Annotated in this window: 23 protein-coding genes and 1 tRNA gene; 14 read left to right on the top strand and 10 right to left on the bottom strand. The window is 66.8% G+C overall.

Going from position 1 to position 26,980, the window contains the following annotated elements:
- The first annotated feature begins 46 nt into the window (after positions 1-46).
- Positions 47-2,191, top strand: coding sequence for a PQQ-binding-like beta-propeller repeat protein (locus tag VFV19_16730; GenBank protein ID HEX4825947.1), 2,145 nt, complete (start codon positions 47-49; stop codon positions 2,189-2,191).
- A 5-nt stretch (positions 2,192-2,196) separates the two neighbouring features.
- Here the strand turns inward: VFV19_16730 and asnB are convergent, their stop codons facing one another.
- From asnB to VFV19_16700, 6 genes are all read right to left on the bottom strand, one after another.
- Positions 2,197-4,062 carry an asparagine synthase (glutamine-hydrolyzing) gene (gene asnB / locus VFV19_16725; GenBank protein HEX4825946.1) on the bottom strand — a complete coding sequence of 622 codons (1,866 nt, stop codon included), beginning with the start codon at positions 4,060-4,062 and terminating at the stop codon, positions 2,197-2,199.
- Position 4,063: 1 nt separating this feature from the next.
- Entirely contained in the window at positions 4,064-5,725 is a 1,662-nt protein-coding gene (locus tag VFV19_16720; GenBank protein ID HEX4825945.1) for a glycosyltransferase family 39 protein, read from the bottom strand.
- A 90-nt stretch (positions 5,726-5,815) separates the two neighbouring features.
- Positions 5,816-6,847: an AAA family ATPase gene (locus VFV19_16715; GenBank protein ID HEX4825944.1), complete on the bottom strand. Its 1,032-nt coding sequence runs from the start codon at positions 6,845-6,847 to the stop codon at positions 5,816-5,818.
- Between the two features lie 38 nt (positions 6,848-6,885).
- Positions 6,886-7,242 carry a hypothetical protein gene (locus VFV19_16710; GenBank protein HEX4825943.1) on the bottom strand — a complete coding sequence of 119 codons (357 nt, stop codon included), beginning with the start codon at positions 7,240-7,242 and terminating at the stop codon, positions 6,886-6,888.
- A 58-nt stretch (positions 7,243-7,300) separates the two neighbouring features.
- Entirely contained in the window at positions 7,301-7,468 is a 168-nt protein-coding gene (locus tag VFV19_16705; GenBank protein HEX4825942.1) for a hypothetical protein, read from the bottom strand.
- Positions 7,465-7,989, bottom strand: coding sequence for an Hsp20/alpha crystallin family protein (locus VFV19_16700; GenBank protein ID HEX4825941.1), 525 nt, complete (start codon positions 7,987-7,989; stop codon positions 7,465-7,467). Before VFV19_16700 ends, VFV19_16705 begins: the two co-directional genes overlap by 4 nt.
- A 138-nt stretch (positions 7,990-8,127) precedes the next feature.
- Here VFV19_16700 and VFV19_16695 point away from each other — a divergent pair, with 138 nt between their 5' ends.
- Together VFV19_16695 and VFV19_16690 are read left to right on the top strand one after the other, a co-directional pair.
- The gene (locus tag VFV19_16695) at positions 8,128-8,580 is read left to right on the top strand and encodes a helix-turn-helix transcriptional regulator (GenBank protein HEX4825940.1); all 453 of its coding nucleotides are present in this window, start codon (positions 8,128-8,130) and stop codon (positions 8,578-8,580) included.
- A gap of 83 nt (positions 8,581-8,663) precedes the next feature.
- Positions 8,664-8,737 (top strand) — tRNA-Ile (locus VFV19_16690).
- Between the two features lie 59 nt (positions 8,738-8,796).
- Here the strand turns inward: VFV19_16690 and VFV19_16685 are convergent.
- Positions 8,797-9,924, bottom strand: a complete 1,128-nt coding sequence (locus tag VFV19_16685; protein HEX4825939.1) for an aminotransferase class I/II-fold pyridoxal phosphate-dependent enzyme — start codon at positions 9,922-9,924, stop codon at positions 8,797-8,799.
- A 235-nt stretch (positions 9,925-10,159) separates the two neighbouring features.
- Between VFV19_16685 and VFV19_16680 the strand changes: the two genes are divergently transcribed.
- From VFV19_16680 to VFV19_16665, 4 genes are all read left to right on the top strand, one after another.
- Complete coding sequence (locus VFV19_16680; GenBank protein ID HEX4825938.1) at positions 10,160-10,696, top strand: hypothetical protein; 537 nt, start codon at positions 10,160-10,162, stop codon at positions 10,694-10,696.
- Positions 10,697-10,735: 39 nt separating this feature from the next.
- Positions 10,736-12,883, top strand: a complete 2,148-nt coding sequence (locus VFV19_16675; GenBank protein HEX4825937.1) for a prolyl oligopeptidase family serine peptidase — start codon at positions 10,736-10,738, stop codon at positions 12,881-12,883.
- A gap of 177 nt (positions 12,884-13,060) precedes the next feature.
- Positions 13,061-13,987: a hypothetical protein gene (locus tag VFV19_16670; GenBank protein HEX4825936.1), complete on the top strand. Its 927-nt coding sequence runs from the start codon at positions 13,061-13,063 to the stop codon at positions 13,985-13,987.
- A gap of 57 nt (positions 13,988-14,044) precedes the next feature.
- Complete coding sequence (locus VFV19_16665) at positions 14,045-15,823, top strand: ABC-F family ATP-binding cassette domain-containing protein (GenBank protein ID HEX4825935.1); 1,779 nt, start codon at positions 14,045-14,047, stop codon at positions 15,821-15,823.
- Between the two features lie 46 nt (positions 15,824-15,869).
- On the opposite strand, the gene VFV19_16660 is transcribed toward VFV19_16665, so the two are convergent.
- The gene (locus VFV19_16660; GenBank protein HEX4825934.1) at positions 15,870-16,343 is read right to left on the bottom strand and encodes a hypothetical protein; all 474 of its coding nucleotides are present in this window, start codon (positions 16,341-16,343) and stop codon (positions 15,870-15,872) included.
- Positions 16,344-16,508: 165 nt separating this feature from the next.
- On the opposite strand from VFV19_16660, the gene VFV19_16655 reads away from it, so the two are divergent.
- From VFV19_16655 to VFV19_16640, 4 genes are read left to right on the top strand one after another with little or no spacing between them, the layout of a single operon-like run.
- Entirely contained in the window at positions 16,509-17,447 is a 939-nt protein-coding gene (locus VFV19_16655; GenBank protein HEX4825933.1) for a helix-hairpin-helix domain-containing protein, read from the top strand.
- A gap of 15 nt (positions 17,448-17,462) precedes the next feature.
- A complete protein-coding gene (locus VFV19_16650) occupies positions 17,463-17,900 on the top strand; it encodes a YidB family protein (protein HEX4825932.1) in 438 nt (145 codons plus the stop codon).
- An 18-nt stretch (positions 17,901-17,918) separates the two neighbouring features.
- A complete protein-coding gene (locus VFV19_16645) occupies positions 17,919-18,113 on the top strand; it encodes a hypothetical protein (protein ID HEX4825931.1) in 195 nt (64 codons plus the stop codon).
- 16 nt (positions 18,114-18,129) lie between these two features.
- Positions 18,130-18,321 (top strand): hypothetical protein, encoded by a 192-nt coding sequence (locus VFV19_16640; protein HEX4825930.1) that lies wholly within the window; start codon positions 18,130-18,132, stop codon positions 18,319-18,321.
- Positions 18,322-18,363: 42 nt separating this feature from the next.
- Here the strand turns inward: VFV19_16640 and VFV19_16635 are convergent, their stop codons facing one another.
- Positions 18,364-21,807: a choice-of-anchor tandem repeat GloVer-containing protein gene (locus VFV19_16635; protein ID HEX4825929.1), complete on the bottom strand. Its 3,444-nt coding sequence runs from the start codon at positions 21,805-21,807 to the stop codon at positions 18,364-18,366.
- A gap of 159 nt (positions 21,808-21,966) precedes the next feature.
- Here VFV19_16635 and VFV19_16630 point away from each other — a divergent pair, with 159 nt between their 5' ends.
- Positions 21,967-22,308 carry a hypothetical protein gene (locus VFV19_16630; GenBank protein ID HEX4825928.1) on the top strand — a complete coding sequence of 114 codons (342 nt, stop codon included), beginning with the start codon at positions 21,967-21,969 and terminating at the stop codon, positions 22,306-22,308.
- 60 nt (positions 22,309-22,368) lie between these two features.
- Entirely contained in the window at positions 22,369-25,245 is a 2,877-nt protein-coding gene (locus VFV19_16625) for a protein kinase (GenBank protein ID HEX4825927.1), read from the top strand.
- A gap of 43 nt (positions 25,246-25,288) precedes the next feature.
- On the opposite strand, the gene VFV19_16620 is transcribed toward VFV19_16625, so the two are convergent.
- Positions 25,289-25,567 (bottom strand): hypothetical protein, encoded by a 279-nt coding sequence (locus VFV19_16620; protein ID HEX4825926.1) that lies wholly within the window; start codon positions 25,565-25,567, stop codon positions 25,289-25,291.
- Positions 25,568-25,645: 78 nt separating this feature from the next.
- Here VFV19_16620 and VFV19_16615 point away from each other — a divergent pair, with 78 nt between their 5' ends.
- Positions 25,646-26,980, top strand: coding sequence for a hypothetical protein (locus VFV19_16615; GenBank protein HEX4825925.1), 1,335 nt, complete (start codon positions 25,646-25,648; stop codon positions 26,978-26,980).

Below are 26,980 nucleotides of genomic sequence, written 5' to 3'. Positions count from 1 at the left end.
GCGGCTCCCGCGCGAAGTGGGGGCCGGTTTGCGAAGGAGCACGATCATGCGACGTGGGGCGTTCTCAGGGGTGGCGGGTTTACTTGCGATCACGTGGACGATGGTCGCGATCGTTGCCGTGCCGCAGACTTCGGCGGCGGACAAGCCGCCGGCATCTTCGCCCGTGTGGGCGACGCAAGGGAAATACGATCTCAACCGCCTCGGGGTCGGTGCCGAGGGCAAGGTCGTGTACGCGCGTGATGGAAAGCACTTCACCGGTCTTTCCACCGAGGACGGCAAGCAGAAGTACCAGCGTGAGCTGCCCGGATTCGAGGAGAAGGGCTGGTGGGGGCACGTCAGCGATGCGACGTACGTCTACAGCAACGGCAAGGAGCTGATCGGCATCGACATCGCAACGGGCACCGACCGGTGGCACGCCTCGCCGGGCGAGGGGATCAAGACCGACGCCTTCGTCTTGCCGCGCCGGGGGAATCCGAAGGCGATGATGTTCGCCTTCGAGAGCGGCGTCTCGGTTTGGGACATCGATCCCGGGAAGCTGCTGTGGAGCGCGCGCGAGCCGCTCGACTACGACATGGTGCCCGACACCTGGGCGCGGGAAGGCGACCAGGACGCCGGCGTGCTCATGTTCCTCAAGTCACGGACCGTCTACGTCGGCGCGAACGGGAAGGAGCTCTGGTCGGCCAAGGACACCGGGAACCGCCGCCGCGGCGGGAAGGACGTCGCGAACACGGCGGTCGTCGATTACGGCCGTCTCCTGCTGGTGTATCTCTCGAAGCAGGTCATCTTGCTCAACAACGCCACCGGCGAGGTGCTCGCGTCGCAGACGTTCCCGAACGAGGAGGCGGCAGCGGACGTCGAAGCGTTCAAGGCCGGCGGCGAGGACGGCAACGAGCCGGTGCTGCTCACGCTCGGAGGGCGCGCGGTGCTCGCCGACCCGAAGGAAGGAAAGGTCTTCGCTCAATCGCCGGAGGGCTCGATCCTCGGGCAGGCCGCGGGCGGCGCGATCAACGGCGACGACATGGCGGCGCTCACGGCGGTGCGCGGGGGCGACAGGTCACCGAACGTCGGGCTGCACCTCTACCGCATCAATCTCAAGAGCGGCGCCGTCGCGTGGCACGCCTACAACGGCCAGATCCTCGACAACCGCCAGATCATGGGGCACATCGTCGGCGAGCGCGTCAACGGACCGTTCTACCTCGACAAGGCCAAAGGCGTCTTCCTCGCCACGTCGGACAAAGGTGCGCGCCTCTACAACTGGGACGACGGCAAGGAGCGCTGGGCTCTCGACGAAGGGCTCCCGAACTCGTACCGCGTGATGAAGTACTGGGGCCACAACTCGTTCAGCATCATCCGGACGATGATGCAGAACCGCACGTACGTGCCGACCAACCCGGCGCCGGTGGAAGGGGACGGCGTGATCTACGCCGCGGGGAACGATCAGATCTTCGCGATCGACGCCTCGACCGGGAAGGCGAAGTGGACGAGCAAGAGCAAGAATCTCTCGCTCGTGTCCGGCCTCGCCAACTCCGGCGGCTCGATCATCGTCCGCCAGGGGATCCATGCCGACGCCAACGACTACGGGGCCCCCGTCACGATCGTGACGCAGCCGCTCGAGCGCACGTACGTCGAGGAGCCGGAGGTGTACATCGACGAGAGCCCGTACGGCTTCGTCGGCCTCGACCCGGCGACCGGCAAGGAGTCGTGGAGCTGCACGGACTTCGAGTCGCACGACTACGAGTTCGTCGGCGGGATGCCGAAGGACAACTCGATCTGCAGCGTGCAAGCGAAGGCGAAGAAAGAGAAGGGGTGCAAGCTGAGCAAGCTCGGCGTCGGCTCCGTCCTCTACACGTACTCCGTCGGCGACCAGATCGTCTACCTCGGGAAGAGCGGTATGGCCGGAGCGGTGCCGGGATCGTGCGCGCCGGCATGGTCCGTCGACGGCGCCGTGAAGAAGCAGGAGAAGATCTACGACTTCACCGCGGACGACGAGGATCACACGACCGGCTTTCTCCAGAAGACGAGCCCGGCGCACCTGTTCACCCACTACGGGAACAACGTCAACGTCGTCGACACCGCATCGGGCAAGGTCATCCTCTCCGCGGGGAAGGCCGACGTCGTGAAGCTCTACTTGGCGCAGAAGATGGTGTTCGCCGCCGACGGTGAGAAGCTCGCGATGTACCGGTTGCCGTAGAGGAACTACTGACCACCGACGACTGACTTTCCGCGCACTCCGGCGAGCCACTCGAGCCAAACGGAGAGCACGACGATCGTCCAGATCGCGCGGGCGCGGTCGGCCTTGCGCGCGCGGTGCTCGTCCAGGATGGCGACTGCGGCGCGGGAGTCGAGACCGACGGCCTCGAGGCGCGACGACGCGAGCCGCTCGCGCGTCCAGTCGTAGAGCGGACCGCGCAGCCACGACGCGAGCGGGACCGACAGGCCGCGCTTCCGCCGCTCGATGAGCGAGACCGGCAGGTAGCGCCGCGCGAAACGCTTCAAGAACACCTTCGTCGTGAACCCACGCACGCGGTCCGTCGCCGGGAGAGCCGAAGCGAACCGGAGCACGTCGAGGTCGAGGAACGGCGCGCGCAGCTCGAGCGCGCATCCCATCCCCGCGCGGTCGGCCTTGGTGAGCAGCCCCTCGGCGAGCGTCGTCTCGAAATCGCTGCACTGGACGACGTCGAGGATGTCGCCGCCTCCGTCCCCGATCGCCGGCTCGGGCGGGACGCCGAGCGACCGCAGGAGATGCGGCGCGATCTGCGACGTCCAGACGAGATGGCGCGCGAGTCCCGAGTACGCATCGCCCTCGACGAAGCGCTTCAAGAGGTAAGAGACCGTGATCTTCTTGTCGCTCACCGGCAGCCCGTTCACCGCCGAGGCGATGAGCGATTTGATCGCGCCGGGGAGGCGGCCGTAGCGGCTCGCGAGGAGCGCGCCGATGTAGGTCGGGTAGCCGCCGAACAGCTCGTCGGCGCCTTCGCCCACCATGACGAGGCGCACGTCCTCGACCGCCCGGCGCGAGAGCATCGACGCCGGGATCCACGCCGGGTCGGCGAGAGGCTCGCCCGACACGGACACGAGCAGCTCGATCTCGCGACGGACGTCGGCGGAGCCCACCTCGACCGAGGTCCAGGGGACGTCGAGGGCTTTCGCGGCCTCGGCGGCGGCGCCGCCCTCGTCGTACGACTGCTCGGCGAAGCGGATCGTGAAGGCGCGGAGCGGGCGAAGAGGCTGGACCTTCCGGGCCACCGCGGTGACGAGCGACGAGTCGAGGCCGCCCGACAGGAAGACGCCGCAGGGGACCGAGACGTCGCTCTGCCGCGCGACCGCCGTCGTGAAGACGCGATCGAACGCCTCCTCGCTCGTCTCGACCGCAGGGTCGGCGGCGAAACGAAGATTCCAGTACTTCCGGGTGACGACGCGCCCCGGCTCGATCGTGACGACCTCGCCGGGCCGCACGCGCGAGACCCCGACGAACGGCGTCTGAGGCGCGACGAAGCAGCCCCGCCGCATGTAGCCGGCGATCGCGCCGGGGTCGATGCGGAGATCGAGGTCGGCGTCGGTCGCGAGGCCGGCCAGCTCGGAGGCGAACGCGACCTCGTCGCCGCGTACGACGTAGAAGAGCGGCTTCTCTCCCGCACGATCCCGCGCGAGGACGATCCGCGGCGCGCGCGGGTCCCACACGGCGACGGCGAAGGCGCCGATGAGACGCTCGGCGAAGGCGTCGCCTTCCTCGAGGTAGAGCGCCGGGATCACGGCGACGTCGGTTTCCTGGGGGATCGAATGCCCGCGTCCCGTGAGCCAGTGGCGCAGCTCGCGGTGGTTGTCGATCTCGCCGTTGCAGGCGACCACGACTCCCGTGCGCTCGTCGACGAACGGTTGCGAGCCCGAGTGCAGGCCGCGGATCGCCAGGCGCGTCGCGCCGATCGCGCCGCTACCGGCGGGGGCGAGGTGCGTCTCGTCCGGGCCGCGATGGCGGAGGCGGTGAAGCGATGCCGCCGCACGCTCCCGTCGCGCTTCGAAGGGACCGGGCGCGAGACCGACGACGCCGCAGATGCCGCACATCTCAGCGGCCCCCGGCCGGGCGAAACGCCCCCGACCATCCCGCGGCGATCCGATGGACCGGCGCGCGGTCGCCGAGCCACCCGGCGAGGCGGTCACGCTCGGCGTCCGGTGCGACGACGACGAGGTCGCCCGTGCGGGCGGCGAGCCATGCGCCGCGAGCCGACGACGAGACGAGCGCGGGCGGCGGCGTGGTCTGCCGCTTCAGCCAGTACGTGACGAAGTTGCTGCGGAGCGCCGCGGCGTCGTCGTCGACCAAGGTGAGCGTCCGGCCGAGGTAGAACGAGAGGCCCGCGGGGTAGCTCTCGAACGCCGCGATCTCGGTCGTCCGCGGCAGTGGCGCAAGCGCCTCGGCGAGCGACTTGACCGACCGGGTGCTCGCGTAGGCGCGTGCGCCGGGAAACGCGACCGTGAAGAGCGCGATCTGGAGCGTCGCGAAGGAAGCCGCGGCGTAGCCGGGCCGGCGGCTGCGCCACGCGAGCAGCCCGAGGAGCGCCATGACGAGGAGCGCGCAGACGAGCTGCGGCCACACGAGGTCGAGCCACGCCTGCTTCTCGCCGAAGCCACGTCGCGCGACCAGGGTGAGCGCCAGCGCGCCGAGCAGCGTCACGACCGCAAGCGCAAGGGCGGCACCCAGGATCGCCCGTGACGCGCGCGCGGCCCCGAGCCCTCGCCCCACCAGCACCCCCGCCGCGATCACGCCGCTCAGGATGTACCCGGGCTGCTTGGTGCGCGAGAGCGAGAAGAAGACGAGCACGACGATCGTCCAGAGGATGAAGAGCCGGTCGGGGGGCTGCAAGCGTTTCCGCTCGCGCCACGCGAGCACGGTGAGGGGCGCCATCAGGATCGTCCACGGCATCGTGGTGGCGATGAACACCGGCCCGAAGAACCAGAACGGCTGCCCACGATTGAAGGTTTTCGTGAAGAACCGGTTGAGCGACTCCTCGACGACCCCGTAGTGGAAGAACTCGGGGTGCGCGTGCACGAGCGCGAAGAACCAGGGAAGGAACAGTCCCAGCACGATGACGAAGTTCAGCGGTGAGAACACGCGCCGCAGCGCCCGCGGACGGCCGCTCGTCCAGAAGAAGGCGATGAGCACGAGCCCCGGCACGAGGGCGCCGACCGGCCCCTTCACGAGCATCCCGGCCCCGACGGCCGCGGCGCTGACGCGGTGCCATCGCCGGTCGGGCGTCGCTCCGGCCTCGGCGACGAACGCCGCCAGGATCGCGACGCTCGTGCAAAGCGCGAGCGCGATGTCCATGATCACGATCCGCGAGAACGCGATGAAGAGCGGCATCGTCGCCACGGAGATCACCACGAACGCGGCCGTGGCGCCGTCGTAGAACCGCCGCGCGAACGCGTAGAGGCACGCCAGGATCGCGAGACCGAACAGCGCCGACGGCATCCGCGCGCCCCACTCATTCGTCCCCAGTGCCTCGAGCGACACCGCGACCGCGGCGAAATAGGCCGCCGGCTTGTCCAGGTACGGGTTGCCTTCGAGCGTCGGCACGAGCCACGAGCCGCTCGCGGCCATCTCGCGGGCGACCTCCGCGTTCCGGCCCTCGTCGGGCTGCATGAGCGGCACGGCACCGAGCCCTGCGAACAGCACCGTCCCCGCCACGAGGAACGCGGCGAGTGCGCCGAGCCTCTCCGACCGGAACGCCATGGGGTCGCACACTCTACACCACGGAATTGGCGCAAAAAGAAGGGGAGCCCGCAGGCTCCCCTTCGCATGGGCGTGCGACTCGGTTCGCGTCTAGGGCGCGAGGGTCCCCCACTCGATCCCCACCTCGCGGGGGGCGTGTGTTCGCGGCGATGCGGTGGTTGCGACGGCGGGAGAGGGCATCACCGTGAAGTGGAGGTGCTCCTCGCTCTCCACGTGGTCGATCCGCACGATCCCGCCAGAGGGGATGCGGCGGCTGATCATCAGATCGGCCACGGGAAACTCGAGGTGCCGGCGGAAGACGCGCACGAGCTCGCGCGCACCCAACTTGGCGTCGCCTTTCGAGCGCTCGAGGAGGAACGCCCGGGCGGCGGGTTCAAGCTCGCAGCGGAACCCGCGGCTCAAGATCCAGCGGTTCATCCTCTCGAACCGCCGGTCGAAGATCTCGCGCAGGTGCTCGTCATGCAGCTTGTGGAAGACGACGAGCCCGTCGAGCCGGTTGACGAGATCGTCCCCGAAATGCTCCGAAGCCTCCGCCCGGCACATCTGGAGCACGCGGTCGTCCTCCAGGCCGGGACCCGTCGCTCCGGCGAATCCGATCTTCGGGCTCTCCTCGAGGATCTCGCGCGAGCACAGGCTCGTCGTGATGAACACCAGGCAGCCTCTCAAGCTGCCGAGTCTTCCGCCGGGGAGGGTGAGACGTCCCGAGTCCAGGGCCGCCGTCAGGGCCTTGCCGATCTCCTTGCGTCCCCGTTCGAGGTACTCGATGAGCACCACGGAGAAGGGCGGCGCTTCGAGAAGAGCCCCCCCGTCTTCGAATCGGGGCTGGGAGAACATCGGAAGGATCTGCGCGGAGAAGGCCCACCACGGGTCGCCGTGCATGAACTGCGCGCAATCGGCGATGAAGAGGCCACGCCCTTCGCCGTGGAGCGTCCGCGCGAGCGTGCGGACGAGCTGCGTCTTCCCCGTGCCGCTGGGCCCCATGAACATGTAGGCGCACCAGCTCCGCTCGCGCGGCGTCAGCCCGCTCATCACGCGCGTCGTTCCGCGGATGGCGCTCGCGATAGCTGCGGGCTGTCCCGCGATCTCCGATTCCAAGGCCGCTTTCAGGACGTCCGAGAACATCGTCGCCTCGATCTCCCCGGCGGGAGAGGTCAGGCCCGCTACAGCCCGAAGGGCCGATACCCCTGGAAGTAGGGCAGCGTGTAGTTGAACGGGAGCTGTGGGGTCATCGGATCCATGAGCCGATGAATCGGGTTGTGCAGGAGCGGATGAATCTGCGGCGTGAAGTACGACGGCGTGACCGGCGGCGTGAAGTACTGCGGGATCTGCGGGGTGAAATACTGCGGGATCTGCGGGGGGAACATCGTCGGCGGAATCTGCGGCGTGAAGAGGTTCGGCTTCACGTCGAACGGTGTGAACGGGGTGAAGTACCGGGGGAGCGTCCCGTAGAAGGGCAGGGGAATGTTGGGGACGTCCTTGAAGGCCACGCTGTACAGATTCGGATCGTTCCAGAACATGGTGCGGCTCCTTGTCGCTTCGAGCGCGCGTCCTCCATGGACGCGTGCGATCTCGGCCTCAGTGGACGAACGGCGGAAACGGCGCCGGCAGCATCGTGTGCTGCGGCGCGGCCAGACGCATCGTCAACATCTGGACGAGCGTGTGGACCTGATAGGCGATCGTGAGATCGTCGGAAGCTGCCTCGCGGGCTTCCGTCGGCTTGTTGAGAGCGGGCTTCGTGTTCATGCGATCTCGACCTTCATCTCTTTCGGTGCGGGCAGCTCCACGATCGGGACCGTCACCTCGAGGATGCCGTCGGCGTACTTGGCGGTCAGTTTCTCCGGCGCGGCGTGCATCGGCAGCGCGAAGCGCCTCTCGAACGTTCCGAACGGGAACTCGAGGCCGATCGGCTGGAGCTTCTTGTCCTCGGCCGGAGTCGGTCTCTCGCCGCGAACGATGCATTCCCCTTCGGCGACGAGCACCTTGAGCTGGTCCCGCTTCACGCCGGGGATCTCGAGGCGGATCACGACCGCCTCGCGCCCCGCGAAGACGTCGGCGCGCGGAATCCAGGCGATCGGAATCTGCGGCGTGCGGGCGTGGAGAAGGAGCTTCTTCAGCTCCTCGACCTCCGCAATGGCGTACCTCATCGGGTCCGCGCCGGGCGGGAACGGGGCATACCAGCCCGGTCCGATCTCGGGCGCCGGTTGCCCGAGGAACTTCGTGTAGAGGTCCTTCACTTCGTTGAGCGCTTGCATGACCTCGGTCATCGACACCCTCCTTCGGATACTGCTGGTCTGTAATTCGGAGACTCGACCTACTGCGGAGGCAAGGTAGGCGCCCTAGAATTCCGCCGACAGGTTTCGACGGACAAAGCCATGCCCTGAAAGTCACCGGGTCGGCTTCTGATGACACGGAATTCTTCAACGTTTGAAATTGGACCCCGCCTCGCCGCGATCCGCGCGGGCCGAGGACTCTCGCAGGGAACGACCGCGCGTCTCGCCGGCCTCGCGCCCGCGTATCTCTCGCGGATCGAAACGTCGCGTGTGCACCCGAGCTTCACGACGGTCATGCGCGTCCTCGAAGCGCTGCATGCCGACCTCGACGATCTCCACACGCCCGACAGCCACGAACCGCATCGTCATCCCGTGTGCCCGGTGAGCGCGCGCGGCGACTGTCTCCTTCAACTGATCCGCGGCAGCGCCGAAGTGACACGCGCCGACGGTCGCGAGGCCTACTCGCCTCGCGAGATCAACATCCTGAGAAGCCTCGCCGTCTTCATGCGCACGGGCAGCCCGGAGCGGGTCCGGGCGGTCGAGCTGTTGCTGGCAGAGCTCCTGGACAAGTCGCCGGGGCATTGAGGATCCGACGCAGCCGGCGAGCGCGCAGGGCTGGAAAGGCAAGTTCGGAACGCGGAGCTACGCCGCGCGACTACAATGCCGGCGCCCCCATAGCTCAGTCGGTCAGAGCGGCGGACTCATAATCCGCTGGTCCCTGGTTCGAGTCCAGGTGGGGGCATTCCCTTCCGCCTCTGGCCCAGCGTCGGGACCGAGCGACGCAGCTTCGACTCGAATCGGTTAGGCGGCGGCCTTCGAGGGAACGATCTCTAGGAGAGCGGCCGCGAATGCCTTCACCTCGTCCGGCAGTCCGATCGTGATACGAAGCCAGTTCGGGAGGGACGGGAACTTCCGGCCGACGAGGATGTTCCGCTCGCGAAAGGCTTCGATCACCGGTTTCACGTCGCCGCCGACATCGATCATGACGAAGTTGGTGTGCGACGCGATCGTCTTTCGCCCCTGCCGGCTCATCTCGGCGATCAGCCAGCGCCGCGTATCGTTCAGCAGGCCGCGTTGGCGCGCCACGAGGTCGGGTTCCTGCAGGCTGGCGAGCGCGGCTGCGAGAACCGCGGCGTTGGCGTTCGAGAACGTCGCGTACTTCGCCATCTCGGCGATGCGGTCTTTCGCGCCGACCGCGTACCCCAAGCGCAGGCCCGCCATTCCGTAGATTTTCGAGAAGGTCCGCGCCACGACGACGTTCGGATGCTTCGGGATCAGCTCGATCGCGCTCCGATAAGTCTGGTCTTCCACGAAGTGGAAGTACGCCTCGTCGATGAGGATCGTGGTCCCAAGCGGCACGTTCGACACGAAGCCGGCGAGCTCGTCGCCCGAGACGATCGTGCCGGTAGGATTGTTCGGGTTGCAGACGTACACGAGGCCCGCTCCCGTCCGGCACGCCGCCGCCATCTTCGGCAAGTCGTGCCGGAAGTCCGACGTGAGCGGAACCGTCACCGGGTCTGCGCGAAGCACCCTAGCGTAGTGAAGGACCGCCTCGAACGTCGGCTCCGCAGCAACGGCGGCTCGCCCCGGACCAGTCGAGACGAGGTCCGCCATCTGGAGGATCTCGGACGACCCGCACCCGAGGACGACCTGCTCGGACGCGACGCCGTGCAGCTTGGCGAGTGCCGAGCGCATCGTCTCCTCGGCATCGTCCGGATATCGGTTGGCGATGGGATTCGCGGCGATGAGTGCCGCGAGGGCCTTTGCCGATGGTCCGTAGGGATTCTCGTTCGAGTCCAGGCGAATCGCGCCCTCTCGCTGCGGTCGACGGTCCGTAGCGGCGCGCACCAGCGGCTTGTCGAGCAGCGCCGCGCCGGCGGCGAAACCGATGACTCCGGCAAAGGCTCTTCGAGAGATCGGCATCGGCATGTGGCCTCCTTCTGTTGTCGGTCAATCCTCAATTCAATCCCCACAATGACGCATTATCGCCCGGTAGCCCTGCTCGCTCAGCGCACGGACAAACTTCGACGCGAGGAGCGTGCCGCAGCTCGAGGCCGTCTTGACCTAGAATGGCGCCGCTTCCGTCCGAGCACGCGGTCACACACGTGCCGTAATCGAATCACAGGGAGAGCGGGCGCTACCAGCGACCGCGGGAGATGACGACATGAAACGAGCTCTGGTGACGATTCTGCTCGCGGCCTTCGTTGCTACGATCCCGACCCTGGCGCAGGAAGCACCTGCGGCAGCGAAGCCGACGATGCACGCCCCCGCCACTCATCAACCCGTCGACCTGGACCGCTTCAAAGAGGCGCTCACGGGCGCGCGGCGCAAGTTGTTCGCTGCGTCGATGAGCAATCTCTCCGCCGAGCAGCTGCAGGCGTTCTGGGGCGTCTACGCGGACTACGAAAAGGAAAAGGATGCGATCACCTCGAGCCGCATCGATCTCGCGAAGAAGTACGTCGACTCGTTCGCGAGCGCGAACGGCGTCGCCGATGCCGACATCGAGGAGATCGTCACGGAGATGGTCGCGCTTCAACACAAGACCGTCGACCTGCGGCTGAAGTACTTCGAGATCTATCGCGGGAAGCTCGACGCCAAGACCGCCGGCCGTTTCGCGCTGGTCGATGACTACATCACGACCGCCATGCGTCTCGACCTCCTCGATCAGATCCCGTTCCCCGGGGACAAAGCCGCCAAGTAAGACGATCGACGTGCCGGCCCGCGAGACAGGAGGAAGCTGATGATCGCCTTGTCGCTCGCGCTTGCGCTACTTGCCGCATCGCCTTCCGCCGCCCCCACGAAGGCACCGCTTCCCGACACGCCGAAGAAGCCGGTCGTGGACGAGTACCAAGGCGTGAAGGTCAGCGACGATTACCGGTGGCTGGAGAACGCGGACGATCCGGCGGTGAAGGCCTGGGGCGACGCGCAGACGGCTCACACCCGTGCCTTCCTCGACGCATTGAGCTTCCGCGAGCCGGTGCGTAAGCGGCTCGACACGCTCATCCGCTCGTCGAGCGAGAGCTACTTCGGCCTCGTTCAGCGCGGCGGCGTTCTGTTTGCGCTCAAGCTGGAGCCAAAGAAACAGCAGCCGTACCTCGTGACGCGGAAGAACGCGGACGACGCGCCGTCGGAGCGAGTCATCGTCGATCCCAACGTGCTCGATGCGAGCGGGAAGATCGCCATCGATTTCTTCGTCCCCTCGCTCGACGGCAAGCGCGTCGCCGTCTCGCTATCGCGCAACGGCAGCGAGGCCGGCGATGTGCATCTGTACGACGTCGCCGGCGCGAAGGAGATCGGCGAGCTCCTTCCGCGCGTCAACAACGGAACGGCCGGCGGCAGCGTCGCCTTCGCGGCTGATGGCAACGGCTTCTGGTACACGCGCTACCCACGCGGGAACGAGCGGCCCCCGGAAGACGCAGGCTTTTTCCAGCAGGTCTACTTCCACAAGATCGGCACCCGGACCGAGGATGACGTCTACGAGATCGGAAAGGACTTCCCACGCATCGGCGAGACGACTCTCGAGGCGAGCGAGGACGGCAGGTACGTCGTGGCCCAGGTCAAGAACGGCGACGGTGGCGAGGTCGAGTACTTCGTGAGGGAGACGAGCGCCGCCCCGGGTCGCTGGACGCAGGTCTCGACGTTCGCCGACCGTTTGGTGAATTCCGAAATCGGCCTCGACGGAAACATCTACTTCTTGTCGCGCAAGGATGCGCCCAAAGGAAAGATCATCCGGGTGCCGCTCTCCACCCCCACGGTGGATCGCGGAAGCGTCGCCGTCCCGGAGGGTGAGGGAGCCATCGCGGGCTTCACGACGACGAAGACCAGGCTCTACGTCGTCTCGCGCCTCGGCGGTCCGGCCGACCTCCGGGTTTTCGATCTCGCCACCGGACGGCGCGAAAAAGACGTCCCGGTTCTCGATGTCTCGAGCGTCGGGGAGCTCGCGCGCCTCGACGACGGCTCCGTGCTCTTCAACAACGTCAGCTACTTGAAGCCCCCAGCGTGGTACCGATTCGACCCCAAGGTCGGCCAAGCGCGGCAGACCGCGCTCGCCGTGCGCAGTGCCGCGGATTTCTCCGACTGCGAGCTGGTGCGCGAGTTCGCCGTCTCGAAGGACGGCACGAAGATCCCCCTCAACATCTTGCGCCGCCGCGGCACCAAGCTCGACGGCAGGAATCCCACGTTGCTGTACGCCTACGGCGGCTTCGGTATCTCGGAGGGCCCGAACTTCTCGGCGCCGCGAAGGGTGTGGCTCGAGCAGGGCGGTGTGTACGTGGTCGCCAACATCCGCGGAGGCGGTGAATACGGCGATCAGTGGCACCTCGACGGGAATCTCCTCAAGAAGCAGAACGTCTTCGACGACTTCTACGCCGCCGCCCGCTGGCTCGTCGAGCACGGTTACACGAAGCCCGAGATGCTCGCGATCAACGGCGGCTCGAACGGCGGGCTGCTCATGGGGGCCGTGCTCACGCAGCATCCCGAGATGTACCGCGTCGTGGCGAGCCGCGTCGGCATCTACGACATGCTGCGTGTCGAGACGACGCAAAACGGTCAGTTCAACGTCACCGAGTACGGCTCGATCAAAGACCCGGCGCAGTTCAGAGCGTTGTACGGCTACTCGCCGCTCCACCACGTGAAAACCGGGGTCGTCTACCCGTCGGTCATTCTCACCACGGGCGCTTACGACCCACGCGTCGATTCGTGGCACTCGAAGAAATTCGCCGCGGCGCTCCAGGCGACGGGCTCGCCGCACCCGGTGCTCCTGCGCATCAACTTCGAAGGCCACGGCATCGGCACCTCGCTCGATGAGTTCATCGCGGAGACGGCCGACCTCTACAGCTTCATCTTCCACGAGCTCGGCGTGACACCGAAGTTCCCCATGAATCCGTAGCGCTCCGCCGCATCGCATCCTTCGCGTTGCGCACGCCCACTTAATTGCATCATCTCCTGTCGAGTTGCCTCCATTGACTCCGTCCCTTCTTGCCTGTAATTGAAACCGCCGTGGGTGCCGGGGGGCGCCCTCACCTCCTCGACGTCGAGGAGGTTCATCCCCGCGAGGCGTGATCCCATGAAGCTCAGGAACGTTGTGCCCGTATTCGTCGCAGCCGCACTCGCGAGCACGGCGCTGAATGCAGGAGTCGTGCGGATGCTTCCGAAACCCGCCACGACAACCGACCTCGCACCCACTGGAAAAGGCTGGGGAGAAGCGCGGCCCGACGCTCCCCCTCGGTACCCGGGCGGCCACAGGCACAGCGCCCAGTACGGCATCTACTACCACGGTGGACCCATCATGACGGGGACGACGGCGATCTATTACGTGTACTACGGGACCTGGTCGGCGTCACAGAAGACGATCCTCGAAGACTTCGGGGCGACGATCGGTGGATCTCCGTACTTCAACATCAACACGACCTACTGGGGTACGAACAATACGCCCGTCGCGAACTCGGTTCGGCTCGGCGCGACCACCGCCGACAACTATTCGCAGGGCACGTCGCTCAGTCCCGCCTCAATCCTCACGATCGTTCAGACCGCAATCGACAATGGCTCCCTTCCGATGGACCCCAACGGCGTCTACTTCGTCATCGCTTCGCCGGACGTGGACATGTACGGGTTTTGCACCGCCTATTGCGGCTGGCACAACAATGAAACGGTTGGCACGACCGATCTCAAGTACGCGTTCGTCGAAGACTCCGATCGCTGCCCGAGCAAATGCGCGGGCCAGCAAGGCGTGAGCCCCAACGGCGACACCGGAGTGGACGGCGCGATCAACATCATCGCGCACGAGCTGGAAGAGTCGGTCACCGATCCCGACGGGAACGCCTGGTACGACGGCTTGGGGCGCGAGAGCGCCGACAAGTGCATCTGGAAATTCGGGTCGACCTACGCGGCGCCCAACGGCTCTGTCGCCAACATGCACCTCGGCGCGCGCGATTATCTGATCCAAGAAAACTGGACGAACGCGCTGGGGATGGGGTGCCGATTGGCCTGGTAGCCGACGACGATGAATCCGCGGCTGGCGATCGTCGGAGACAACTGATATTCAGGGCCGATGCCTCCGCCGATCCTCCTCAGTTGCCAGGGCATCTCCAAGGCGTTCGGGAGCCGGCCGCTCTTCTCCGGGCTGACCCTCGCCGTCCACGAGGGCGATCACATCGGCCTCGTCGGGCCGAACGGCGCGGGGAAATCGACGTTGCTCAAGATCCTCGCGGGCCTCGAGGTCCCCGATGAAGGCCTCTCCACACGTCGGAAGAACGTGCGCGTGGGGTACGTGCCGCAGCACCCCGCGTTCCCCTCGGGGAAAACGGCGGCGGAGATCCTCGCCGAAGCTGGACCGGCGGATCAGCGAGGTGCGGTGGCCTTGAGCCGTGTGGGGTGGGCCGATCCCGACGTGTCCGTCGATACGCTCTCGGGAGGATGGCGCACGCGGCTCGCGATCGCGCGAGCGCTGGCGGCCGATCCGGAGGTTCTCCTCCTGGACGAGCCGACGAATCACCTCGACCTGGAATCGAGGCTGTGGCTCGAGTCGCTGCTCAACGGATCGCCGGAAGCGTTCGTCGTGATCAGCCACGACCGCTACTTCTTGCAGAACGTCGGCCGGCGGATGTTCGAGATCGACCGCGTCTACGCCGAAGGGATGATCGAGGTCGAAGGCTCGTACGCGGACCTGCTGGAGAAGCGCGACGAGATCCTGTCCCAGCAAGCGAGCTACGAAGAGTCGCTCGCGAATCGGGTGCGCCGCGAGATCGCGTGGCTGCGCCGCGGTGCGAAGGCGCGCACGCGAAAATCAACGGCGCGGATCGGCGCGGCCCATCTCGCGATCGACGAGCTGAAGGAGAGCCGCGACCGAGGCGTCGTCACATCCGCCGGCATCGAGCTCGCAGCGACAGGGCGGCGCACGAAGCGGCTCTGGCACGGCACCTCGCTGACGAAGCGATTCGGCGCGACCGCGATCGTCGACGGGCTCGAGCTGCTCTTGACCCCTGGGATGCGTCTGGGCGTGCTCGGCCCCAACGGCTCCGGCAAGACGACGCTCTTGCGAATGATCGTCGGTGAGCTTTCTCTCGATGCCGGCGAGATCCGCCGCGCCGAAGCGCTGCGCGTCGTCTATTTCGACCAGAACCGAAGCACGATCGATCCGAATCTCTCGCTCAAGCGCGCGCTCGCCAGGGACGGCGACACGGTGATCTACCGCGATCGGCCGGTCCACGTCGTCTCATGGGCCAAGCGCTTTCTCTTCCGCACCGAGCAGCTCGAGATGCCGGTCTCGCAGCTTTCCGGGGGTGAGCGCGCACGCGTCGTGCTCGCGGGCCTGATGCTCCAGCCGGCCGATCTGCTCGTTCTCGACGAGCCGACCAACGATCTCGACATCCCCACGCTCGAGGTGCTCGAAGAGTCGCTCCTCGATTTCCCCGGCGCCCTCGTTCTCGTGACGCACGACCGGCACCTGATCGACCGCGTGTCGACCGCGATCCTGGCCCTGGATGGTCAGGGCGGTATCGAGCGTTACGCGGACTACGACCAGTGGGAGCGCAGGGAGCGCGCGCCGGTGCGATCGACGAAGGCGGCGCGGCCGGCGGAGAGTGCCACGGCGTCGAAGGCACAGACGAAGAGGCTCTCGTACCTCGAGCAGCGCGAATGGGACGGCATGGAAGCTCGCGTGCTCGCCGCCGAGGCTCGATGGGAAGAGGCGCGCTCGCGTGCGGACGACCTATCGATCGCCTCCGACGCGGCGGCGCTGCAGCTCCGCATCGTCGAGCGCGACGCCATGCGCGAGGAAGTCGACCGGTTGTATGCGCGGTGGGCGGAGCTGGAAGCCAAGACGAAGTAGCGGGCGAGCGGCGGCCCGTGAAGGGGCCGCCGCGCTCACACTCACACTAGTTCCGGCTCGGAGGAGGCGGAGGAGCGTCACCTCCGGGGCCGCCCATCATGCGCTGGCGCGCCTCGGCTCGCATCTTGTTCCACTCTTCCATCTGGGCCGGCGTCAGGATCTTCGCGATTTTCGCGTCAGTCTCCTCCCGCATCGCCATCATCTGCTTCCGCGTCTCGGGATCCGGGGGAGCGGGCTGCCCCGGGTTCGCCGCCATGTGCTTCTCGCGCATCTCTTGCAACTTCTTGGCATTCTCCTGGAGGATCGGCTTGATCTGCGCTTCCTGCTCCGGCGTCAAGTTCAGCCGCTTCTTCATCTGATCGAGCATCGATTCGCCACCGCGCCCGCCCATCATGCCCGGACCTCCGTGGCCGCCCGGACCCTGGCCGGGAGGCATGTCCTGTGCGTGGGCGGGAATCACGCTGACCGTGACGGCAAAAAACGACAGCAGGGGAAGAACGATGCGAAGCTTTCGGCTCATCAAAACCTCCTAAGACTCTAGTTGAAGCGATTCCGAAGATACATGTTTGTCGTCGGTTAGAGTCCTCGGCGCCTGAACGGCGGCTGAACCTCGCCACCGAGCGCGCGCCCGGTCGGTGGTAGCGTGGATCAATCCCGTAAGAGAGTGCTCAACAAGGAGAGTCCCGTGCGTTCAACCATCGGCCGAATCGCGCTCGTCGCCATCGTTCTGAGCTCGCTCGCATTCCGGGGCTCATGGGCGGCCGCGGTCAACCTCAACACGTCCACGGAGAAACAGCTCGAGGCCCTCCAGGGGGTCGGACCGGCGACGGCGAAGAAGATCATCGCCGGGCGTCCCTACAGCTCCGTCGACGACCTGGCGCGCGCAGGTGTGCCGGCGTCGACGATCGAGAAGATCCGGTCGCAGGTCGAGGTCACGCCGAATGCTGCGGCGCCCGCCGCTCCCGCAACCGCGACGACGGCTTCTCATAAAACGAAGCACACGTCGACGCAGGCGACTTCCTCTGCGTCCACGACTCCTTCCTCGCCCGCCGGTCCGATCGACCTCAACACGGCGAGCGAGAAGGATCTCGAGTCACTGCCGGGTGTCGGTCCGGCGACCGCGAAGAAGATCGTCGCAGGACGCCCGTACGCATCGGTCGGCGATCTCTCCAAGGCCGGCGTCAACGCATCGACGATCCAGAAGATCTCGCCGAGCGTCACGGTGTCGGGCGGCGGCGCGGCGGCCGCTGTTCCGGCAGCGCCGGCAGCCTCCGCGTCGAAGTCCTCGCGGCATCATGCGGCAGCGACGGCTCCAACCGGCGCAGCTCCGGCTGCCGCCCCGGCGCCGTCCATGGCGCCGCCGCCCCCGATTCCCGCCGCGCCGGCACCGGCGTCGGCCACGCCGAAATCCTCTTCGCACACTCCGTCCGCGTACCCCGAACGGACGCCTCCGGCGCCGGGTATGGTGTGGGTGAACACGGCGACGAAGACGTATCACTACCAGGGCGACCAGTGGTACGGGAAGACCAAGGAAGGGAAGTTCATGACCGAGGCCGATGCGAACGCCGCCGGCTATCACGCGGCCAAGAAGGGCGGCGCGAAGCCCAGCTCGACGACCAACTGAGGAGGAGGGATCGACATGGGACTACTGGATGAATTGACCGCGCACCTGCAACAGAACGCGTCCACCGGCACGAGCCCCGGCCTCCTGAACTCCAACGCGGTCGGCGCCGTGATGGGATTGCTCCAGTCCTCCGGCGGGATCTCCGGGATCGCGCAAAAGTTCGAGCAGCAAGGTCTCGGCAACTTGGTCAACGGCTGGATCAGCACCGGACCGAATCCTCCCGCGACGCCCGGTCAGGTGCAGTCGGCGATCGGCCAGGGAAAGATCGAGGAGATCGCAGGGAACCTCGGGATCACGCCCTCCATGGCCGCGTCGTTCCTCGCGACGGCGCTTCCGGCGGTGATCGACAAGCTCACCCCGAACGGAAGCGTGCCTCAGAACGAGCACTCACTGCTGGGCGAAGCGCTCAACTTCGTGCGCGGCGGCCTGGGCAGTCTTGGCAAGCAGAGCTGAACGGAACGGAGGATGACCATGCGCAAGAAGCTCTTGGGAACGGGATTCATCGTCGCGATGGCGCTCGGAACGATCGCGCTCCTCGCACCTGTTCAAGACGCGAACGCGTGCCTGCACTGCATCGTCCCGCGTTGCCCGCCGTGCACGCACCTCGGCGGGGGAAGCTGCTTCAAGTGTCCGTCGTGTCTGCCGATTCCGGGCTGCACGCCCTAGACCACGGGAGGACGATATGAAGAAGCGGTTCGGGACATTCCTGATGTTCGTGATCGCGCTCGGGACGCTCGCTCTCGTGCTGCCGACGCCGGAGGCCGGGGCGTGCAAGAACTGCCGCGCGATCGCGTGCCCCCCTTGCTACCAGCTCGGTGGCGGGAGCTGCAACAAGTGCCCGACGTGCCAGCAGATTCCGGGGTGCACGCCCTGACGCGCGTGGCGTTCGAGCCGGTGCGCGAGAAGTGAGGGATTCTCAGTACAGCGCGTTCACCGACCATTCGTAGTCGATGCCGTCGATGACCCCGAGGTCGGTGTACGTGTTGACGCTGTGCGGAAGCTCGGCGAGCTTTTCGAACCGCGTCTCGCCACGGACACGACGCCAGATCTCATAGCTCGCGTTCGGGGGGTACGGATCGCCGGGCGCAGGAAGCGCCCAGTCGAGGCGGACGCCGCCGCTCGCGAGCGGAGTCAGCGTCAAGCTCGGCCGGTCATCGTCCGAGCTATCGTGGACTTGCCCCTCTTCGCCGCAGACGAGGCCGCATCCCAAGCCGCACGCGGCGCCGTAGGTGCCGTTCGTCCCCGGTCGCGTGTCGCCGGTGCCAGGTGTCGGGGCGTAGACGTTGCCTCCCGATCCATCGGGCCCATTCCGTTTGTCGTGCCAGACGCAGACGGTGAACGGCGAAGAGGTGACGGAGTTGCCGCACGCGTCCGTAGCGATCATCGTCATCGTGTAGCGGCGACCCTTCGGACTGCAGGTGCCGTCGCGTTCCGCGCGGAGGTGCAAGGCCTCGTTCTCGTAGACACAATCACGCAGGGTGATGCCGTCCGCACCACCGGGCTGGTCTTCGGCCTGGCTCGAGTCGCAGCTCTCGAACGCGTACGTGACTCCGCCGCAAGCGGACGTCGCCTCGATTCCCGTGTCGGCGACGCCGAAGTCGACATATCGATGGTTCGGCGGCCAGAGCGCGGGGCAGCTTCCGCCTCCGCCGTCGAGATCGGGCTGAACGACGATCGCCGGCGGCACTGTGTAGGGCGCATGCGTGCACCCCGAAGCCGGATCGCAACCATCGATCGTGCAGCAATCGCCGTCGTCGCAATTCAACGGTGGCCCGCCGATGCATCCCGTCTCATCGCAATGATCGGCCGTCGTGCAGGCGTTGCCGTCGTCACACGGCGTCCCCGCGAGGACCGTCACCGTGGCGGTGCAGGTCGTCGTGGCGCAACCACGATCGGTGACCGAAAGGGTGACGAGCGTGTCGCCGACCGGGTACGGCCCCGCCGGCTCCTGCGACATCGTGATGCGATCTCCCGCATCCGGATCGAACGACCCATCGTCGATCGACACGTCGGCCGTGCAGGCGGAGGTCGAAGCGACGGTGACATTCTTGCAGCGCGCCACCGGCGGAGTGTGGTTGACGAACGGGTCGTAGCGGAAGACGGTGCCGCCGCCGGCGCTTCCACCGCGGGCCGTCGTGCCGTACAGCACACCGTCCGTACCTTGAATCAACGGGGACTCTGGCAACTGGCCTTGAAGAACTCGCTCGAACTCAACGAGCGAGGAGAAACCGCTGCCGTCGATGTTCAAGCCGTAGAGGGTTCCCGCGTCATCGAACCCACCACCCATCGTTGTCCCGTACAGCCTGCCATCGGCGGCGAGCATGATCCCTGCCGGGTTGATGCCCTCTCCAGCGACGGGGAACGTATGGAGGACGGAATAGCCGCTGCCATCGGGACGCACGCGGTAGATGTAACCAGAATTTTGGTAACCAGCGTCGATCGTGGCGTAGAACATCCCGTCCGGTGCTTGCGCTAATCTTTTGTCGGAACCGCGGTCGAGCAACGTCGCAAATCCCGAGCCGTCGGTGTGAAGGGTGAACATGGTGCCGGCCACGTTCGACCCGTTCGTCGTGGTCCCGTAAAGGGAGCCGTCCAAGCCTTGCACGACAGGGGCTAGTGGCCTCCCGCCGCTCGTCCCGCCGAGCTGTTTCAGCACGCTAAGCCCGGTACCGTCGATGTTGGCCCGAAAGACAATGCCGGAATTGGAGCTGCCGCCTTCCCGGGTCGTGCCGTACAAGCGGCCGTCCGAGGCGATCGTCAACCCCGTCGGGTACGCGCCGGTCGTTACTCGCCGAAATGTATTCACGACGGAAAATCCGCTCCCGTCGGTCTCGAGCCTGAAGATGGTGCCGTCACCGGGGTTCCCGCCGACCAACGTCGTGCCGAAGAGCGTTCCGTCGGCGGCCTGCACCAATGCCCCCGACGGATGCGACCCCGTCGTCGGGTACAGATCCTTGAGCACGGTGAAACCGGTGCCGTCCGTGCGAACTTTGAAAACCGTGCCGCTGTCGAAAAGACCGCCCGCGTAGGCGACACCATAGAGCCACCCGTCGTGGCCTTCGATCACTCCAGGGCCTGGCTCGCCACCGCCCTCGGTCATGTCGGGATACAAAGAGAAATTGCTGAAGATGAGCTCGAACCCCGATCCGTCAACGTTGAGCCGGTAGATGCGCCCCGCGCCGGTCTCCGAGTCCCCCGGTGTCGTGCCGTACAGCATCGCATCGCCGCCGAGGATGACGCCACCTGTCCGATCCGAAAGGTTGTCGGACGTGGCTTGATATTGAAACGTGGTCAGGGTCGTGAAGAGAGCTCCATCAAGGCCGATCTTGAAGGCGGTGCCGTAGGCGCTCAAGCCGCCGCCGTACGACGTCGTTCCATAAAGAAACCCGCCGGCGCCCTCGATGAGTGCCGTCGCGGGAAACTGGCCGGTCGCCGCGTATTGAAAGCTATTCAGAATGCCGAACCCACTTCCATCCGAGTTTAGGCGATAGATCGCTCCGTTGTCGAACGCTCCCCCATAGCTCGTTGTCCCATACAGCACGCCGTTGGACGCACGGATGACCGCGCCCCAGGGCGAGGCGCCGCCCGCACCCCCCGCAAAGTGTTTCAGGACAGCGAAGCCTGCGCCATCGGTCCGAAGCCTGAAGACGGTTCCCCAACCGGCGGCTCCGCCGGAGCTGGCGGTTCCGTAGAGGGCGCCGTCGGGACCCTGGATGAGCTCGGCGTAGGAATAGGAGCCGGTCGTCGCATCGGCGAAGCTCATCAGCACGGTGAAGCCGGTGCCGTCACGGTTCATCTTGTAGACGGTGCCGGTCCCGTTGGCTCCTCCATCGGACGTCGTCCCGTACAACGCACCGTCGGCGCCCTGGAGCACCGTCCCGTACGGATGGCTCCCCGTCTCGGCGCCGGAAAAACTCTCGAGGACCGTCAATGCAGTGCCGTCGATTTTGACCCTGAACACAGTGCCCAGGCCGTGCGCACCGCCTTCCGGCGTGGTGCCGTAGAGCGCGCCGTCAGTTCCCTGGATCACTCCTGCCCATGGATAGGCGCCGCTCGTCGCTCGGTCGAAGTGAACGAGCACTCTGAACCCGGAGCCGTCGGGGTTGATCCTGAAGACGGTGCCGAAGTCGTTGCTGCCCCCGTGCTGCGCCGTGCCGTAGAGCGCGCCGTCGGATCCCCGGAGCAGCGTCGCGCGTGGGAGCGAGCCTGGGCCGGGTTTTCCGAACGAGTGCAGCACGCGATACGCGCACACCGGATCCGGGACGCTCGCGGCATCGCCGAGGGCGGGAACAGCCCAGAGCGCGGCGCCTGCAATGAGCGCGATCCATGTCGAGGCAGGCCAGACGGAACGGGGTCGCACGTAGCGCGCTTATAGCACGCCCCCGCTCAGGGACACGGCCCGATCGACTGAACGGCCTCGCAGCGCGCGCGCGTTGCTCGCGAAATCGCAGGGTGATTTCGGCTCACGCGCTTGGGCGAAGGCTTTGACCACTCGACCGACCGAGCCTACCCTCGCGGGATGAGCGCTCGTCGCATCTGGATCGCGCGCGGACTCGCCGTGGCGGCCGACGTCATCCAGATCGGTCTAGCTCCGCTGTTCCTCGAGGGTGGTCTGTCGGTCTTCGACCTCACGCTCGACGTTTTGATGGCCGTCGTCCTCACGTCGCTCGTCGGATGGCACTGGACATTTCTTCCCACGTTCGCCGCTGAGCTCGTGCCGGGCCTCGACCTCGTGCCCTCGTGGACGTTGGCGGTCTTTCTCGCCACGCGGCGCCGGGCCCCACCGGAGACGATCCGCCACGGGGGTCGCGTGCTCGACGTCGAGCCGATCCGCGAGCGGCCGCAAGACGAATCGGGGTAAGCTCTCCCGCGCTTTGCAACGGTTCCCGTTGCAGCGGGGAACAAGAAACAGGGAGAGACGGTGGCGGCGCGCACGCTCCAGCCCGAGGACCAGATCGCCCACTACCGGATCGTCGCCCCGCTCGGGGCGGGCGGAATGGGCGAGGTGTACCTCGCCCAGGACGGCACGTTGGGAAGACAGGTCGCGCTCAAGATCCTCCCGCCCGAGCTGGTGCGCAGCCAAGAGCGGGTGCGCCGCTTCGTCCAGGAAGCGAAGTCCGCGTCGTCCCTCAATCACCCCAACATCGTCACGATCTACGAGATCGGCGAGGCCGAGGTCCGCTCGTCCGCCGGCGGAGCTGGGATTTCGTCGGGACCGCTTCAGTACATCTCCATGGAGGTGGTCGCCGGGAAGACGCTCGCGGCGAAGATCTACGACGAGCGGACCGACCTACGCACGCTACTCGGCTATCTCGCGCAGGCCGCCGAGGGGATCGCGAAGGCGCACGCTGTGGGGATCGTTCACCGCGACCTCAAGCCCGGCAACATCATGGTCTCGGACGACGGGTTCGCGAAGGTCCTGGACTTCGGCCTGGCCAAGCTCACGGAAACGCAGGCCGCCGACCCGGCCCTCTCGACCGCGCCGACCCACGACGGGGACCACACCCAGGGCGGGGTCGCCATCGGGACCGCGGGGTACATGTCCCCGGAGCAGACCCTCGGCAAGATCGTGGATCCGCGATCGGATGTCTTCTCCTTCGGCTGCATCGTCTACGAGGCCACGACGCGCAGCCGTGCGTTCAACGCCGACTCCGTGGTCGAGACGATGCACAAGATCCTGCACGACAAGCCCAAGCCGGTCGAAGAGCTCAACCCGGCGGCGCCGGCGGAGCTGCGGCGCCTGATCCGGAAGTGCCTCGCGAAGAGTCCCGACCAGCGGATGCAGTCCATGAAGGACGTCGCGCTGGACCTCCGCGAGATCGCCGACGAGTTCGAGACGCTCTCCGCATCGGGGAGCTCGGGCTCCTCTCAGAGCACGGGAGTCGTCGCGGCGCTTCCGTCTCCGCCTCGCGGGACGTCGCGCGCGTGGATCGCCGGCGTTGCCGCCGTCGCGCTCATCGGCGTCCTCGGGATCGCGGGAGTGCTCTACGGGATGCGGGCGCGGCACGGCGTGGCGACGGGCGCCGCCGCCGCGCCCCCCGCGCTGGCAGTCACGAGCGTGCCGAGCCGCGGGGGCGTTTCTTCCGTCGCCCTCTCTCCCGACGGCCGCTACCTCGCCTACGTCAGCGGCGCCGGCGGCGGGTCGGCCCTCATCGTTCGACAGGTCTCGACCGGCAGCGAGATCAAGATCCTGACCTCCGAGCGGCCGACCGTGTTCGTCGCCGCCTTCTCGCCCAGCGGCGAGCACGTCTGGTATGTCGACGTCACTTCGCAAGCCGAGGGCGCCACGCTGTATCAGGTGCCCGCGCTGGGCGGCGCACCGAAGAAGATCACGACCCAGATCTTCTCGGGAATTGGGTTCTCCCCCGACGCCAAGAGGATCTGCTTCGTCAGGGGCAACCCTTCGACCGGGGAGCAATCCCTCGTTCTCCACGACCTCGCCGGGGGCGACGAGAAGACGCTCCAGAACGTCAAGCTGCCTTTCAGCTTCGAGGGAGATCCAGCCTGGTCGCCGGACGGCAAGTCGATCGCCACGGCGGTGCACACCCCGGCCAACGGGATCCACGCCCAGCTGGTCGTCGTCGGCGTGGACGACGGCAAGGAGGAGCGCCTCGGAACGACCGGCTGGGAGGTCAACTCGCTGGTGTGGCGGCCGGATGGCAGCGGTCTCATCCTCGGCGCCTTGAAGTACGGCGCATCGGAGTACGGCCTGATCTGGGACGTCGCGTATCCCGGGGGCGAGAGCCGGAGGATCACGAACGACACCAGCAGCTATTACGGCGTGAGCACGTCCCGGGACGGCGTTGTCCTCGCGTGCGTCCGCCAATCCAGGGTCGCGAACCTCTGGACCCTGCCGCTCGCCGGGAAAGTCCGCCCCCGACAGATCACGTTCAACACGAGCAGCGACAGCTCGGTCAGCCGTTTCAGCCCCGCCGGGAACGAGACGATCCTCTTCTCCGCGACCGCGGAGCACCAATCCCACGTCTACTCGATCGGGTCGGACGGCGAGCGGCTCCGCCAGCTCACCTCGGGAACCGATGACCCCGAAGTGCGCAGCCTGCCCGATGGCGGATTCGTGGCGGCGACGTACGGCGACGACCACGTCGCCCACATGGCCCGGGCAGATGCCGACGGCGGGAACCTCCGTCGCATCGCGTCAGGCGCCGGCGAATGGATCCAGGACATCTCGGGCGACGGCTCGACGATCCTTTTCATCAAGGTGGACAGCCTGCGCGACATCTGGTCCGTGCCGACCCAGGGCGGCGAGGCTCGCAAGCTCGCCGGTGACTCGGATCAAGTCGTCGGATTCTCCCCCGACCACACGAGGATTGCGTATCTCAGACCGCCCGAGATCGAAGGGCGCTCCGACCGCACCCTCCTCGTCATTCCGGCGGGTGGAGGAGAGCCTTCGGCGAAGATCACCCTCCCTCCCAACTCGTCGAACTTCAAGTGGACTCCCGACGGCAAGGCGATCTCGTTCCTCGCGGATGCGGGCGCGCCGAATCTGTCTCTCAAGCCGCTCTCCGGAGGGGCCGCGCAGCCGATCACCAAGCTCACCGACGGTCAGATCCAGGACTACGCCTGGGCGCCGGACGGAAAGACGATCCTGCTCGTCCGCCGCATGGGGGACGTGGCGAATCTCTGGTCCGTCGGGTCCGACGGTCGCGATCCTGCCGCGCTCACCGACTTCCTGACGGGGTCGGTCTTCGATCTCCGCATCACCCGGGACGGGAAGACCGTCATCTTCACCTACGGCAACGAGACACAGGATGCCGTCCTCATGAAGGGTTTTCGCTAGCCCTGCGCTGAACGCAACTTTCCGTCGGCTCGCGCGTTCGTGGTCATGTATGCCGTCCGTCCGTCGTACCACCCTCGCGCTCGTCTTCCTGGGCTGCGCCTCGGTCGCACGCGCCCGAGCGCAGAGCGTCACCGACTGGCGGCACGACCTCGACGAGATCGTGCGTGACATTCGCGTGCTCCATCCCGATCCGTTCACGACGATCGGCAAGCTCGCGTTCGACCGGCGTGTGGCCGCCTTCCGCGATCGGATACCGGAGCTCACCAAAGAACAACGTGTCGTTGCCGCCATGCGGCTCGTAGCGTCCATCGGCGACGGCCATACGCAGCTCGAGCCATCGAGGCACGATTTTGCCTCTTGGTATCCCGTTCGCTTCTACTCATTCACCGACGGGCTTTTCGTGACCGCCGCGGAGCGTTCGGTCGCCGAGCTTGCCGGTGCTGAGGTCCTTGAGATCGGCGGGCACCCCGTCGACGAGGTTCTGGCCGCGGCGCGAACGTTGATGGGCGCCGACAACCCGAGCGGCAGCCTCGAAAACCTCTTCGCGCTCCACAACGCTCGTCTCATGCGAGGCCTTGGGTTCGCTTCCGAGAGCGGCGATCTCGAGGTGACGGTCCGGACGCGAGCGGGGGACGTCGTCCGGCAAACGCTGCATCCGATGACAGGCTCGGAGGACGCGACGTTCGCATGGCGCTCTCGACGCGAAATGTTTGGACCGCCCGCGCGCTCAGATTCGGAATGGATCAGCGCCTCCCCGCCCGCTCACTTATCCGATCGAAAGCCGTTCAGCGCACGCCCTCTGCCGAGTCAGGACGCGTATTACGCCCGGATGGATCTCCTCGATGACGGCTTCATGCCGTTCCTCGAGAGCATCATGAAGGAGGTGGACGCGCAAAAGCCGCGCCGCCTCATCATCGATTGGCGTTACAACTTCGGCGGCGACGGCAGCATCGTGCCGGCGATCGCCCGCGAGTTTACCAAGCGTCAGGGCAGCCCACCCTGGCGGGAGCTCTACATTCTCACGGGGCGACGCACCTTCGGCGCGGGCGTGATGGCGGTGCACGCCTTGCTTGGGCAGGTTCCGCTGACGATCGTCGGCGAACCGGCCGGCAGCGCCCTGAACCAGTTCGGCGATGCGACGACGCGCACTTACGACCGGACCGGGTTGCGGCTGCATGTGTCCACCTTGCGCTGGCAATTGAGCGCTTCGGACGACATCCGCGAGTTCATCCCCGTCGACGTCGCCGCGCCGTTCTCCAGCTCGGACTACATGAGCGGCCGCGATCCCGCCGTCGATCCCATTCTGCGCGGCGACGAAATGCGAAGTGTGCCCTTGATCGCCTTGGCGGAAGGCAGTCCGCTCGCGAGGCAGACGGTCGTCGAACGCCGAAAGGAGTTCGCCGCGCTCGCGTGGTGGCAACCACCCACCGAGATCGAGCTTCGCGAGCCCTGCCAAGCGCTGCGGGCTGCGAAGCGATATGCCGATGCGCTGGACGTGTGCGGTCTGAACGCCGAGCTCCACCCGTACGCATGGAGCTCGTGGCTCAATCTCGGGCAGTCACAAAGGGCGGCCGGACGCGCCGGAAGCGACGCCGGCCTGTTGAGCAAGGGCCTCGAGAGCTATCGGTGCGTCTTGCGCGTCGACCCCGGGAATCCGGAGGCCGATGACATCAAGTCGTTCCTCGCGGCTCAAGATCCCGATGGGCGGGTCGCCCCACCTCCCGACTGTCCCTAG

This window comes from Candidatus Polarisedimenticolaceae bacterium (genome assembly GCA_036275915.1).
Lineage (GTDB): Bacteria > Acidobacteriota > Polarisedimenticolia > Polarisedimenticolales > DASRJG01 > DASRJG01.
Note: the sequence above shows the minus strand (reverse complement) of the source record. Positions and strands in the feature narration are given on the sequence as shown.